The sequence below is a fragment of the Paenibacillus foliorum genome, from assembly GCF_013141765.1.
Lineage (GTDB): Bacteria > Bacillota > Bacilli > Paenibacillales > NBRC-103111 > Paenibacillus_S > Paenibacillus_S foliorum.
Genome location: NZ_WHOD01000013.1, coordinates 215,617 through 229,043 on the forward strand (window position 1 = coordinate 215,617; position 13,427 = coordinate 229,043).

General features: G+C 47.2%; 13 protein-coding genes. 10 read left to right on the forward strand and 3 right to left on the reverse strand.

Annotation, left to right across the window (positions count from 1 at the left end; genetic code table 11):
- Window positions 1-113 precede the first annotated feature (113 nt).
- Window positions 114-1,286: a YheC/YheD family endospore coat-associated protein gene (locus GC093_RS03615; protein ID WP_171650488.1), complete on the reverse strand. Its 1,173-nt coding sequence runs from the start codon at window positions 1,284-1,286 to the stop codon at window positions 114-116.
- A 17-nt stretch (window positions 1,287-1,303) separates the two neighbouring features.
- Complete coding sequence (locus GC093_RS03620) at window positions 1,304-2,671, reverse strand: YheC/YheD family endospore coat-associated protein (RefSeq protein ID WP_171650489.1); 1,368 nt, start codon at window positions 2,669-2,671, stop codon at window positions 1,304-1,306.
- 174 nt (window positions 2,672-2,845) lie between these two features.
- On the opposite strand from GC093_RS03620, the gene GC093_RS03625 reads away from it, so the two are divergent.
- Window positions 2,846-3,184 carry a YlbF/YmcA family competence regulator gene (locus GC093_RS03625; RefSeq protein WP_171650490.1) on the forward strand — a complete coding sequence of 113 codons (339 nt, stop codon included), beginning with the start codon at window positions 2,846-2,848 and terminating at the stop codon, window positions 3,182-3,184.
- Window positions 3,185-3,356: 172 nt separating this feature from the next.
- The gene (locus GC093_RS03630) at window positions 3,357-4,013 is read left to right on the forward strand and encodes a pentapeptide repeat-containing protein (protein ID WP_171650491.1); all 657 of its coding nucleotides are present in this window, start codon (window positions 3,357-3,359) and stop codon (window positions 4,011-4,013) included.
- Window positions 4,014-4,385: 372 nt separating this feature from the next.
- Here the strand turns inward: GC093_RS03630 and cysK are convergent, their stop codons facing one another.
- The gene (cysK, locus tag GC093_RS03635; protein WP_171650492.1) at window positions 4,386-5,327 is read right to left on the reverse strand and encodes a cysteine synthase A; all 942 of its coding nucleotides are present in this window, start codon (window positions 5,325-5,327) and stop codon (window positions 4,386-4,388) included.
- Window positions 5,328-5,500: 173 nt separating this feature from the next.
- On the opposite strand from cysK, the gene GC093_RS03640 reads away from it, so the two are divergent.
- From GC093_RS03640 to GC093_RS03675, 8 genes are all read left to right on the forward strand, one after another.
- The gene (locus tag GC093_RS03640; RefSeq protein WP_171650656.1) at window positions 5,501-6,469 is read left to right on the forward strand and encodes an LLM class flavin-dependent oxidoreductase; all 969 of its coding nucleotides are present in this window, start codon (window positions 5,501-5,503) and stop codon (window positions 6,467-6,469) included.
- A 56-nt stretch (window positions 6,470-6,525) separates the two neighbouring features.
- On the forward strand, window positions 6,526-7,455 hold the full coding sequence (locus GC093_RS03645) for an alpha/beta hydrolase (RefSeq protein WP_171650493.1): 930 nt from the start codon (window positions 6,526-6,528) through the stop codon (window positions 7,453-7,455).
- 44 nt (window positions 7,456-7,499) lie between these two features.
- Complete coding sequence (locus GC093_RS03650; protein WP_171650494.1) at window positions 7,500-8,072, forward strand: pyridoxamine 5'-phosphate oxidase family protein; 573 nt, start codon at window positions 7,500-7,502, stop codon at window positions 8,070-8,072.
- Between the two features lie 124 nt (window positions 8,073-8,196).
- Window positions 8,197-8,499: a YciI family protein gene (locus GC093_RS03655; RefSeq protein WP_171650495.1), complete on the forward strand. Its 303-nt coding sequence runs from the start codon at window positions 8,197-8,199 to the stop codon at window positions 8,497-8,499.
- A 156-nt stretch (window positions 8,500-8,655) separates the two neighbouring features.
- A complete protein-coding gene (locus GC093_RS03660; RefSeq protein WP_171650496.1) occupies window positions 8,656-9,930 on the forward strand; it encodes a YCF48-related protein in 1,275 nt (424 codons plus the stop codon).
- 301 nt (window positions 9,931-10,231) lie between these two features.
- Entirely contained in the window at window positions 10,232-11,554 is a 1,323-nt protein-coding gene (locus GC093_RS03665; RefSeq protein WP_171650497.1) for a Gfo/Idh/MocA family protein, read from the forward strand.
- Between the two features lie 99 nt (window positions 11,555-11,653).
- On the forward strand, window positions 11,654-12,511 hold the full coding sequence (locus tag GC093_RS03670; RefSeq protein WP_171650657.1) for an ABC transporter permease: 858 nt from the start codon (window positions 11,654-11,656) through the stop codon (window positions 12,509-12,511).
- A gap of 21 nt (window positions 12,512-12,532) precedes the next feature.
- On the forward strand, window positions 12,533-13,411 hold the full coding sequence (locus GC093_RS03675; protein ID WP_171650498.1) for a carbohydrate ABC transporter permease: 879 nt from the start codon (window positions 12,533-12,535) through the stop codon (window positions 13,409-13,411).
- Window positions 13,412-13,427 lie beyond the last annotated feature (16 nt).

Consider the following 13,427-nt stretch of genomic DNA (forward strand, 5'->3'; position numbering starts at 1 on the left):
TTCGCTTTAACGAAACTGGCTTCGTAAGCATGTGCTAAGCTTTTCGTTTGAAAAGCTGGATGGTGAGTATGAGCTGTGTGTATGGGGTGAATCGGACTAAGTCTATCGTAAAACTACTGCTTTACAGCCCTGTGACGGGTAGTTTGAAGCAAGTAGCGTGCATAACGGATTGGATGGGTTAAAGCGTTAAGGCGTGCTTGGTTATCCTGCAGATAAGTAAAGATGGAACGGCCTGGCTTGGAATTGACTTCCAATATCCATATATTTCCTTCGTTATCGATACCGAAGTCTATACCCAGCTCCGCTAGCCGCCCGTGATATTTCTCTAAGGCTGTTGGGATTAATGTTGAAAGCTCGTGGAGCTTGCTCACGATGCTGCTCGCTTTATCGGCATCGAACTGCTGGGTCAGGAATGGACCGGCTGATTCTACGATGCCGCCGCCGTGAAGATTCGAGGTCAGGCTGCCGCCTTGGCCTCGGCGTACTGCCATGCCGGTCACCTGCCAGCGGCCGGCGCCGTCCTTTTGCACAAGCGAGCGTACGTCGTACGCGTCGCCGGTGCGGGTCTGCAGCAGCAAGTACTGCTGCAGCAGGTAGCTTCGCTGCGCCGTAAAGCGGCGCAGCCAGCGCAGCAGCGTCGGCGCGTCGGCGAAGCCGCGCTCGACGTGCCGGTTGCGCGCGTCGCGCCCGCGCACGGTGAACGCGGGCGGCGTCGCGCCCGCGCTTGCTCGCGCCACTGCTGCGTTAGTGCCGCAGCGCTGCACGAGCAGCACCCCTCGGCCCTGCGAGCCGCTCTGCGGCTTGAGCAGCACTTCTCCGCTTGCGTTCAGCCAGTCAACGACTGAACGCAAGCTGCGCATGGTTTCGGTCCGCGGCAGGTGGCTGTTGAAGCGGCCGTCCTGCTCAAGCATGTGCTGCACCTCCCACTTGCCTCTTAGGCCATAGCCTAAGAAAAGGACAGACCTGTGCTGCTCCCGAAGTCTGCGGACCGTGGTTCGGTGTTCGTTGTACTGCTGCTTGGTGGAGAAGAAGCAGCGATCGTACACAACATCGGGAAACGGACAATACAGGCGCAGCCATTGATTATTTGCAGAATCGTAAGCATAGCCTCTCACTCTACCAGAGAGCCAATCAATGGATTGAGGTGAAAACACGAAAACCTTAAATCCGGCATGGCTGCCGGCCAAAGTCAATCGGCGGTAAAAGCCGCGATTCAAAAAAGGTGGATTTCCATCGATTTGCGTGGTCATGATGCCCAATGTGTAAGGGGACGATGATGTCATCATGAGATCACCTCAATCATTTAAAATTTGGCTGCATAACGGGAATATTGGATAAGCTGTTTGACAGAAGGACGTAATTTATTCTCGCCGGATAGCTGAGTGTTATCATCCTTGGAAGGCTTCGAATTAACTTCGATCAGCCATACCCGCCCTTGCATATCCAATGCCAGATCTACGCCTAATTCGGCAAAATGCCCTTGAATTTGTGTTTCAATACCTTTGGCAATGGCAAGAGACGCCCGCCTTAATTTGACCGCACCCCCAGAGCTTGCAGTGGAATTGGAACGAGCCAAGGCATCTTTAACTGTAGACAAGGTACCGCCTCTGGCTAAATTTGAAACAAAGTGATGACTTCCAGCAATTCGGGCTACAATTGAAGTGATACCCCACTGTCCCTGCTCATCCCGCTGCACTAACGCACGGAAGTCGACAGGCCGATCTCCAACCGAAATTAGCGTTAAGCCTTGTTGAATTTGATAGCGCTGCTGCTTGATTTTACCGGAGAGGGCTGCACACATCTGGGTTAAGTTTCCAAAAGACTGTTTACGGACGCCGCCAAGATTGGTAAAATGACAGGTAAAAGAGTTATCAGGCAGGCGTTTAATCCGAATGATCCCTTTCCCTAGGCTACCTGTAATGGGTTTTAGAAACACAGTGGGATACTTGGTGCACATCGATTTCAATGTCTGCAAATTTTTCAGCAGGTATGACTCCGGAAGATAAATCTGGAGACCACTTTCTTTACGCAGCGCATCGAACACTTCGGTTTTATTCAGGTATTTTTCATTGAATAGGACTGCATGATGCTGCGTTTTGGCATGCCGAAGAAATTGCTGGACATTGGGGCGGTTTTCCAGCTTACGAGAGGTCAACCGATTATAAATGACATTGGGCAACGGAAATGTTCTTTTTACCCATTTGCCTGCATAGTGCCAGCCTTTGACCGTTTCGCCTTGACCGCTGAGCTCATCAGGGGTAACGTAGTACACAGCTGCGCCGTACAATTTACAAGCATCATCCAGCTCTCGGCAAAATGCAGTTATGGCTCCAAAAGGTCTATCGGGTGTACCCGAATACACACGACTGATCATAACGCCAATTAACGGCCCGATGTGAAGCGCCCGGTTCGTTGGTTTATACTGAAGGCACAGCGGACTGCCGGTTGACAATCCCCATTTGGCTGCTATGGAGTCGTTGATCCGAAGGATGCCTGCTTGTTGGATTGGAACGACCTTCACTTCATGTTTAGCGGAACCATAGCGCAGTGCAAGCGTTGTGTTTGTAGGTATTTTCCACCGCTTCACCAACGCATCGCTAAGCATGATGACTCGATCGTCCGAGTACATGCCGGCATGTTGAACTTGAATCTTGACCTTCGTTCTTTTCACTCTTGCAACTCCTTCCCAGCGCCGACTTGCATGAAACATCAAGTGAACTACTTCATCATATGAGGGCGTTTTACCCTTTGTGAAAAGAAACTGCCGAAACGTCCATGAAAAGGAGATTGGCTCATCCGTCTATTTTTAACAATCTATTAAATAATTTAAAGGAGATAATCACCCATGAATATGTATGACAAGGCCTATGAATTAGCGAGAGCACTACGCGAAAGCAGCGAGCTTAAGGAGATCAAGGAAATTACCGAGCTGGTTAAGGGGGATGCCGACAGCAAAAGAATGCTCGATGACTTCCGCCAACGCCAAACAGAGCTGCAGCAAAAAATGATGTCTGGCGAAATGCCGTCACAGGACGAAATGCAGAAGATGGAGAAGCTGTACGAAGTTATCAATTTAAATCCCTCATTGCGTCGATTGTTTGATGCAGAGCGTCGGTTAGGCGTTATTATGGAGGATGTGCAGCGGATCATTTCTGAGCCTTTGCAGGATGTAATGAAGTCATAATCGGTAAGACGTATCTGTAGGCCTCTAATTTCACTTTGAATGCTGAAGTGTTAGAAGAGGTCTTTTATATGAAAATATCGCCGGGATCAGGAAGATTCCACCAAATAATAGTGGTTATACATAATGGACATGGAGAAATGAGTTCAAATGGTTACTTTCGAGGAGAAGCATCATGACCAATAAGAAAAAAAGCATAAAAATAGAATCACCAAAAATTCCAAAGGGCATGTCTACTATTACGCTGCCGGAATTCGGTTTACAAACAGATGACTATTTCAACATGGGGATAATTGGCGACTGCAGCATTGACAATCAAATAGCAACTAAAGTTTCTTTTGAGACTATCATCTTTCAAAATGTAACCTTCACACAATCATCTTTGAAGGATCTTGAGCTTACCGATGTTATCTTTGAAAAATGCGATTTGTCCAATGTAGACTTTAGCGATTCCATTATTCATCGAACGGAGTTTAGAAATTGTAAAATAGTAGGGCTAGATTTTATGGGGGCAACTCTAAGGAATGTGCTCTTTCAGAGCTGTTTTGGGGATTATGCAACTTTCCGTTTTGCGAACTTAAAACAGATTGATTTTCAAGATAGCTCGTTATGCAAGGCGGATTTTTACCATTCTACTTTACAAAAAGTTTACTTTAACGATTCTAATATTGATCAAGCTCAATTCTCGGGGACAAAGCTGGAAGGAATTGATTTAAGTGATTGCGGATTCACAGGGATAGGCGTAGAAGTTGAGGATTTGCAAGGCTGCATCATTTCTCGGGAACAAGCGTCTATATTTGCTAGTCTATTTGGTCTTCTTATAAAAGAGTAAACAAAAAATAGGCTATGCAGACTTTCACTTTCCTCCAAATGGGCTGTTTTAATATTGTAGCTGTAACAGCATCAACTATAGGCTGCTGTCACAGCCCATTTCTTATTTACTGCTGTCCTGGACGAATCCTTACAACAGCTACTTCAGAAGCGTTAATGGAGAAGGCATTTCCTCCTTGACCGATGCTTGCCTTGGAGGATTGCTTCACAATCACCTTTGTTTTTCCTTCACTCCAGGTTTGGCGGTTTGTTGATTTTTGTACATTGACAGCGTTACTGGCTATAACATTACCTTGTACAGCGCTAGCCGTAGCCGATTGGTATATGTTAATGACAAGGAAGTGATTTTTACCAACGCGGTAACGGTATGCCTTTACAGTTGACTGTCTTGGAATAGTGAAGTAGATAAATAACGTTCGCCTGAGTCTGGAAGCAGGACTATAATATTTTTGCCTTTATTCTCTGCCCGTTTAGCGAGCTGAACGGCTGCGGCTAAGGCTGCCCCGGATGAAATTCCCGCAACCAATCCTTCGGCTTTGGCTAGCATTCGCACTGTATCAAATGCTTCCTCGCTTTTTATTGTAACAATCTCATCAATAACGGATCTATTAAATACAGACGGAACAAAACCAGAGCCAAGTCCTTGCAGCTTATGCGGTCCTTTGGCGCCTCCTGAAAGTACCGGAGAATCGAATGGCTCCACTGCAATAATTTGCACGGCAGGCTTTCTCTGCTTTAATATTTCTCCGACTCCAGTCACGGTGCCTCCGGTTCCTACACCGCTGACGAAGATATCAACAGTACCTTCGGTATCCCGCCAAATTTCCTCTGCGGTAGTAAGGCGGTGAATTTCCGGGTTGGCAGGATTATCGAACTGCTGCGGCATGAATGAGTTGGGTATCGTAGCAGCAAGCTCCATCGCTTTCCTCATCGCACCTGGCATCCCCTCATTTCCAGGAGTAAGTACCAGCTCTGCCCCAAGCGCATTCAGCAGATTTCTACGCTCCAGACTAAAGTTATCCGGCAATGCGATAATAAGCCTATACCCCTTTGCTGCTGCTACAAAAGCAAGAGCAATACCCGCGTTACCGCTAGTAGCTTCAATGATTACTGAGTCCTTGGTCAGAAGTCCCTTGTTTTCCGCATCCTGAATCATGGCATATCCAATGCGGTCCTTGACGCTTCCAGCCGGGTTAAGATATTCCAATTTAGCAATTAAGGTAGCAGCAAGGTTATTCATTTGGTTGAAATTGGTTAGCTCGAGTAAAGGGGTATTGCCGATTAGTTCGGTTAGGTTTTTAGCAATTTTGGTCATAATTAAAACTCTCCTTTATTAGTTAATGTTTTCCTATCAGCTTAGTATTTATTTAACGCTACCATGGTGGGTATGCCCGAGGCAAATCATTACTTCTTATTTAAATGAGTACATTATGTTATATTTACATTATTTACCTCGTTTTATTCGGCTGCGAAAAAGGAGTTGAGAACATGCTGCTGAGTGTGCTGGATCTCGTGCCGGTTTTAAAGGGGGCAGGCTCTGTTGCTGCGTTGGAGCAGGCTGTAGAGCTCGCGCGTAGGGCGGAGAAGCTTGGCTATCATAGGTATTGGGTTGCCGAGCATCATGATATGGAGGGGCTTGCATGTACTTCCCCCGAGGTATTGCTTGCCTATATCGGCGCTCGTACCGACCAGATCCGTCTAGGCTCGGGCGCTTTGCTGCTGCCGCACTATAAGCCTATAAAGGTAGCAGAGTCCTTTCATCTGCTAGCTAGCTTATGCCCGGGGCGGATCGATCTTGGCATCGGACGCGCTCCAGGCGGCTCTGCCCACGTAAGTATAGCTTTAAGCGGCAACTTTCTGGAAAATGTTCGTTATTTACCGGAGTCACTGCAGGCTTTAACGGAAATGCTGGTTCATAACTATCAAATAGAAGGCCAACCTGTAATGGCTCGCCCTCTCCCGCCCATTCCTCCTGAAGTCTGGATGCTTGGCACCAATAGTAAAAGTGCTTCCTATGCAGCAGAGTTCGGGACTGGCTACGTGTTTGGACAATTTATGAGTGATCGGGACGGGCTGGAGATTATTACGGAGTATCGGCAAAAGTATAAGCCTTCGCGGCTTGCATCAGAGCCACGCATTATTGTAGCGATTGGGGTTATTTGCGGTGAAACTGAAGAGGAAGCCAAGCAGTTGGCTTTGGAGGCAGCAGCATGGTTTAATCCTCCTGGACAAGCGGAGCCTGAGCAGGGGCGGGAGCAGGAGCAGCAAGAAGCGAGAGCCGTTCAGAAGCGTAAGCTGGTGGCGGGAACTCCGGCACAGGTGAAGTCGCGGCTGGAAGAGCTGAGCCGTCATTATGGTGTGGATGAGTTTCTGGTCATCTCGGTAATCCCTGATTACGAGAAAAGGCTTCGCTCCTACGAGCTGCTTGCCTATGTTATTGGAGCAGCAAAAGCATGATTAGTTGTAGGGGATTTGTATAATAAGATTAAAGCAAACGTGAGGAGCGGTTCTCATTGCATAAAGAAACCTTTACTTTTTTGGGTGCGGTTAATAAGGAGATTTTCGTTTATCGTTGGAGAAGGGTGGGGGCAGGAGCACTGAGAGCCGCGATACAGATTTCACATGGGATGGCGGAAAATGCAGAGCGCTATGAGAGGTTTGCCCAAGTATTAACGGATGCGGGTTACATAGTATACGCGAACGATCACCTTGGACACGGCCTAACGGCAGGGACACCTGAGTTGGTAGGTCTGACACCGAAGAACGGCTTTTCCAAAATGACGGAAACGATGGCAATACTGACGGACATCATTGCAGAGAGGCATCCGGGCTTGCCCATCTATTTGTTCGGCCACAGCATGGGTTCTTTTTTGTCACAGCAATATATGTATCGTTACCCTGGAAAATTAAGCGGTGTCGTGCTGTCAGGCTCAAATGGTCGGCAATCACAAACAATTCGTGCAGGAATAGTACTTGCAGAGCTTGTAGCTTCTCTGAAAGGAGATGACCATCGCAGCCCGCTGTTGATGGCGATGTCTTTTGGCAGCTATAATAAGAAGTTTCAACCTAATCGATCGGAGAGCGACTGGCTGAGCCGAGATGAAGCAGAAGTAGATCGCTACATACAGGATCCTTTTTGTGGGGGAGTGTTCTCAGCCGGTTTTTTTAAAGATTTTTTTCATGGATTAGTAGATATTCACCGTCCTCACAAGATGGAGCGCATTCCTAAGCATCTGCCGGTTTTTATTCTATCAGGTGATCGGGATCCGGTAGGAGGAATGGGTAAAGGGATCTTGCAGCTCGTCAATATGTACAGCAGGCTTGGTATGGAAGAGGTTTCTTACAAGCTGTACCCCGGAGGACGTCATGAAATGCTGAACGAAACGAACCGCGAGGAAGTTATGCAGGATGTGGTTTCATGGCTGAATGACCAAACCAGCTGATTGAGCCGGACTGAATAAAAATGGGGAAGAAGGAGATGGGAGAAATGGGAAAGCTGTTTACAGCATTACTGCCTGAGCATATGGAGTTTATACAAAAGCAGAGGATGTTTTTTGTGGGGACTGCTCCACTGCATGCAGAAGGGCATATCAACATTTCGCCTAAAGGATATGATGCACTCCGAATATTTTCACCAACAGAAATCGCTTATTTGGACTTAACGGGGAGCGGGAACGAGACGAGCGCCCACCTAGAGGAGAACCGAAGAATTACCTTTATGTTCATAGCATTAGAAGGTCCGCCGATGATATTGCGATTGTATGGGAAGGGGCGGGTTATCTTACCTGGGACAGAAGAGTGGAATCATTGGACGCCTAAGTTTGAGCTCCTTCCAGGCACTCGCCAAATCATATGTGCAGAGCTTCATGCTGTAAAGACCTCCTGCGGCTTTAGCATTCCGTACTATTCCTATTCAGGAGACCGCGACACGCTTAAGAAATGGGCTGAGAATAAAGGGGACTCCGAACTTACTAATTACCAGCATGAGAAAAATATCACCAGTATGGATGGACTTATTACATCGATAGGGCTCAAAGCTGGGAAGGCCAAGGACTTTTAATAAATCCACAGGTTATTGATTTAACAACATGTTGACTTGACACATCGTCAAAAGTTCATTTACTATGTGATTGACTATTATAAGCATTTTCGTCAAGAAGTGTTATCAAAGGAGATTAGGATTAATGGAACAGTTGGAATTTGTTTATATGTTTAAACCGAAGCGTGAGGATTTCCTGCAAACGCTGAGTCTTGAAGAAATGGCTGCTATGGGCGCTCACTTCGAGTATTGTAACGGCTTGCATGCCGAAGGAGCTCTATTAATGTCGGGAGCATGTACAGACGGCGCATATGGTATGGTTGTTTTTAAAGCAGATTCAGAGGAAGCAGCTCGCCGCATTTTTGAAAATGATCCTGTTGTTATAGCTAATATAGTTGATGCGGAGCTGCATCCCTACAAAGTATTGAAACTGATAGGACGCGACTAAACAGCATAAAATTAATCATCGTGAAGGCTGAACTGATTCAGCCTTCTTTATTTTGTCTAAAATAGTTGTAACCTATTTTGTTGAAGTACCGTCTATAAGGACACAGGGTAAGCAGATGAAAATGGCTAAATAGTTTAGAGAACGGGAGGAATAGAGATGAGAAACTTACGAATTGTGCAGCTGGCTCTGCTTTCGACCATCGTTCTACTGATAATCGCTGGGTGTGAGGATAAACCTGGAGCGGCTGTTAAGCCTGAACCGACAGCTCCAGCTATTAGCCAACCGGCACAAGGAACGGATCCAACTGGCAAACCATCGGATGGAGCGGGCTCTGTACCTTCTTCAAAGCCTCAGGAGCCTTCGCAGGGAAATCCGGCGACGTCTGATCAGACGAAATCCAAGGCTGCCGCAACAGCGGTTGCTTTCGTCAGTGCGACCGAAGGCTGGGCGGGCGGTAATGGTTTTATCTCCCATACAACAGATGGGGGACAGCATTGGGATAATCAATATTCAGGGACAGGAAATATAGCTTTGTTTGCATTTTTAAGCGATAAGCCGAAAGTAGGCTGGGCTTATGAAGGCGAAATGAATGGTCCGGGGGCTGGATCGCCAGCCGGAAGCCCGAAGAAAAGCAGCCTTCTTCATACGGTTGATGGAGGTGCCAATTGGTCCGTTATTAATCCATCTGCTGCCTTAGGGAAGGAGATCCATTTTGTATCAGAGCAAGTGGGCTTCAGCGGGAATAAAATGACGCAAGATGGCGGTAAAGCTTGGAGTGAGCTTCCAGTTCCTGCTGAAATAGCAGGTGAGGCTTACTTTAATTCCAGTACCGAGGGCTGGGCTGTAGTGAATAAAGGTAATGTGTTCCAAATAGAACATACGAAGGACGCCGGCAAAACTTGGCAATCTGTTTATAGTCAACCTGTCGGAAGTATATTGAATGGGGCTGTAATCCGTTCAACAAACAAGGATGATGTCTGGGTCCAGTTAATTGGCGATTCAGGTATGACGCAAACCTCTTATTCATTGCTGCATAGTAAGGATGCGGGGAAGAATTGGATCAACGTGGTAGCCAATTCAACTGCAGGGGGCGGACCGGCGCCTGGGTTTCAAACAGGTAGCGAAACCGTACCTAAAGGTCCTGGTAATAGCCCAGGGCAGCTGCTCCCGCTTTCCCAGCAAACGGCTTTCATGCTGGGCAATTGCCGCTCATGCGGAGACTCGGGTGAGGTTTCAGTTGGCTGGACGCTTAATGCGGGAACCAGCTGGACGAATGGAAGCCAGAAGCTCCCCGGACAGGATGCAGTAGCTTCGTTCGTGAATGACCAAGAGGGCTGGCTGCTGACCTATGCGTACTCCAAGCCATCTGTTTTGTATAAAACAACAGATGGCGGCAAGCAGTGGAGCAAGCTATATTCCTTTGGCTCGTAAGGAAACAAAAGCGTTGCAACCTATATGCTATGACAAGAACCTGAGGCTCCAACCTCAGGTTCTTTGCTTTTTACCCATATAACTCTCTGTTTCCACTGGTCAATGATACGGAGTATCTATAAAGATTACTAAAATCAGCGCTCAAGATTATGAGGTCATAAATGCCCGTCACAGCACGGTTTCCGCAAGGCAGCGCTCAATTGTCGCTTTGAGGATTGTAGCCATTTATTAGTGCTGTAAGAAATAATAGAGTCAGGTTCAACGGTCGACTTAAAGTTCATTATCACAAATGAGGTGCTGCATGAGAAAAAGATACGCTATATGTGGGGTCAGCAATCGAAGCATGAAAATGTTTATTGGTCCGATGCTAAAAACCTTTTCGAACCAAGCTGACATCGTCGGTTTGCTTGATAGCGATCCAAGACGTTTTGAGGTTTGCAAAATCAAATATCCGGAGTTAGCTGCTGTACCTGAATACAGTTCGGAACAATTCGAGTTAATGGTTGAACGGACAAAGCCGGATGTGATTATCGTAGTCGGGCGGGATGATACTCACGCCGGGTACATTATCCAAGCGCTTGAGCATGATCTGGATGTGCTGTCCGAGAAGCCGATGGCCACAACCGGCGATGATTGCCGTCGGATTATCGAAGCGGAAGCAAGAAGTAAAGGAACCGTTACCGTTACCTTTAATTACCGTTATGCGCCGATTCACAGCCGTATCAAAGAAATGGTGCTGGAAGGAAAGGTCGGCCGAGTGACCTCTGTAGATTTAAATTGGTACATCGACACCTACCATGGAGCGAGCTACTTCAAACGGTGGAACCGTATACGTGAGCATTCCGGAGGGCTTTCCATTCATAAAAGCTCCCATCATTTCGATCTGGTGAATTGGTGGATCGGCCAGAAGCCCAAAGAGGTGTTTGCTTACGGAGCGCTCAACTATTATGGGACTGATGGCGCAATGAATCCGAAGAAGGAGGACGGACGCTATTGTTCAACCTGTGAAGTCAAGCAGGATTGCAGCTATTTCATGCGTTGGTCGTCCCGAAGCAAGGAAGTACATGTGAAAGATGATCATATCGGTACGGAGAGCCCTGTTGATGCTAATGCACCGTACAGCCGTTATCGGGCTGATGCCTGTATCTTCGATTCAGAAATCAACATCGAAGATACCTATTCTGCAAACGTCAAATATGACGGTGGAGCCCTGCTATCCTATTCCGTCAACTTCTCGCTGCCTTATGAAGGCTACAGGCTTGCTATCAATGGCACGAAGGGTCGTATCGAAACTATGGAATATCATTCCTCAGGCAGAGTGCCGTTCCCAGTTCCGGAACAAACTATCGATTACTTCCCGTTGTTTGGTTCGAAGGAAACGATACATGTTGTACACAGGGAAGGTGGACACGGCGGCGGGGATCCGGCATTGCTGGAGGACATTTTTCTCGGTTCCGATCCGAAGCGGGCGTACCCCATTTTGTCCGGCTCGATGGACGGCGCTTATTCAGTAGCAACGGGTGAAGCCGTTTGGAGATCGGTCCAGGAGAACCGCCCGATTCGTGTTGAAGATGTGCTCGGTATGAATCCACAAGAACAGGGAAACCAAGAGAAGGGAGGATGACGCTTGAAAACTCAGGCAACGAACGCGGCACAGGCTAATTACAGCCGCAAGGCAAGTCTCTACTGGAGCCGTATTGTCAAAAGCCGCTACTTGTATGTGATGGTTACTCCAGGCTTGTTGTATTTCGCCTTGTTTAAATATTTACCGATGTGGGGGGTCTTAATCGCCTTTAAGGATTATCTTCCGTTTCGCGGGTTTTGGAACAGTCCTTGGGTAGGCTTCAAGCATTTTGACCGTTTCTTCCATGACCCGGTGTTCTGGCTGCTGTTTAAAAATACGTTTATACTGGCTGTCTACAATATTGTCTTCTTCTTTCCAATCCCGATTCTAATCGCGCTGATGCTTAATGAGCTGCGGCTGGAATGGTTCAAGAGATCAATCCAGACAGCTATCTATATTCCGCATTTCGTTTCATGGGTAGTCGTTGTCGGGATGGTATATACCTTCTTCTCAACAGAGGGAGGCATTGTCACCAATATGCTGGTGAGTGCCGGAATGGACAAGATCAATTTCTTGATGTCTAATGATTGGTTCCGTCCGATGATCATTCTTGAGGTCATATGGAAGGAATCCGGTTGGGGCACGATTATTTTTCTGGCTGCACTCTCAGGAGTGGATCCAACTCTGTATGAAGCTGCCAAGATGGACGGAGCAAGTCGCCTCAGGCAGCTATGGCATATTACATTGCCAGCTATTCGCAGCACTATTGTTATTTTGTTCATTCTTCGGCTCGGCAATTTTCTCGATACTGGCTTCGAACAAATCTTCCTGATGCTCAATTCGACTAATCGGGAAGTGGGAGAGGTATTCGATACTTATGTATACTCCAATGGTGTTCAACAAGGACAATTCAGCTTCAGCACAGCAGTCGGCTTGTTCAAGTCGCTTATAGGCCTTTTCTTGGTGCTGGCAGCTAACAAATTGGCTAAGAAGATGGGGGAGCAGGGAGTTTACTAATGTGGAAAGGAGGCTATTGCCATGGTTCGCGAATCGCTCGGTTCACGCTTTTTTGATATAGTTAATGCCGTTATCCTGATCGCTGTTGCTTTATTTGCTGTCATTCCGTTTTTATTCGTACTGTCAGGGTCTCTTACAGCTTCAGAAGAGTTGGTCAAGCGCGGAGTTGTCTTATTTCCGACTCAATTCTCTCTTGACGGCTATCGGTATATTTTTTCAACAAAAACAATTCTGTGGAGTCTCGGCGTGACGATCTTCATTACGGTTGCTGGGACTCTGATCAATCTTTTTTTCACAACTTTGACCGCTTATCCGCTTGCGAGGAATGAATTTGTCGGACGCAGGCCCATCATGCTGTTGGTACTGTTTACGATGCTGTTCAGCGGAGGGATGATTCCGACCTTTCTTGTCGTCAAATCGTTCGGGATGCTAAATAGTTATTGGTCGCTGTTAATTCCAGGTGCAATAAGCGCGTTTAACCTGATTATCCTGAGGAATTTCTTTCAGCAGCTTCCTGACGGGCTGGAGGAATCGGCCAAAATCGATGGATGCAACGATTTTCAGATTTTAATCCGCATCGTGCTGCCGCTCTCGCTTCCAGCTATGGCTACCTTCGCCTTATTTTATTCAGTGGGGCACTGGAATACGTTTTTTAATGCTATTCTTTACATCAACGATAGTTCAAAATGGCCGATTCAAGTATGGCTTCGCCAGATCGTCATTTTATCGCAAGGGGGAATCGGGGACTCTCAGCAGATGGGTAACGATTATGTAGCTCCTCCCGGCGAAGTGATCAAGATGGCAGTTATCGTGGTCTCGACGGTGCCTATTTTGCTCGTATACCCGTTTCTGCAAAAGCATTTTGCCAAAGGAGTATTGCTTGGCTCTGTCAAAGGCTAGGCAGGACCGATTCATT